Here is a 631-nt window from a genome sequence, read left to right on the forward strand (position 1 = left end):
TTTCTGATAGAATGGTGCCCCTTCCATCTAAAGGAGCAGATACGAATGCTCGTTAAAACTTGCGGAATCATGACCAATGAAGCAGCCAGTACCGCAGTACTGTCCGGCGCGGACCTGATTGGATTCGTCTTTGCTCCGAGCAAACGATACATGGCACCGGAACAAGCAGCTGAAATCGCCAAAACCCTGCCTTCCCCGATAAAAAAAGTCGGCGTTTTTGTAAATGAAACAGCTAAAACAATCACAGCTATCGCTGGAAAGGTAGGGTTGGACTATATCCAACTGCACGGAGATGAACCAGCAGCATTTGCTGAGCAATTGCCTTATCCCATTATTAAGGCGTTCCCAGCAACACAGGAAAGTTTAGCCGAACTTAAAGACTATCCCTGTGATTACTATTTAATTGACAGTCCGTTTGGTGGGAACCGCGGTGGCAATGGAACAGTGTTTGACTGGACAGTGTTAAAGGACCTGAACGTAGATACGAATAAGCTCATTCTAGCCGGAGGGCTGACACCTGAAAACGTTCAGGAAGCGATAAGTATGACTGCACCAGTTGGTGTCGATGTTTCCAGCGGCATTGAAACAAATGGCCGTAAAGACCTGAGTAAAATCCAAAAATTTATTAAAC

General features: G+C 45.8%; 1 protein-coding gene. It reads left to right on the top strand.

Annotation, left to right across the window (positions count from 1 at the left end; translation table 11 throughout):
- Nucleotides 1-45: 45 nt before the first annotated feature.
- A partial coding sequence (locus tag AC3G7N_RS21505) for a phosphoribosylanthranilate isomerase (RefSeq protein ID WP_489424171.1) occupies nt 46-631 on the top strand: 586 nt, incomplete at its 3' end.

It is taken from the genome of Virgibacillus carmonensis, from assembly GCF_057836705.1.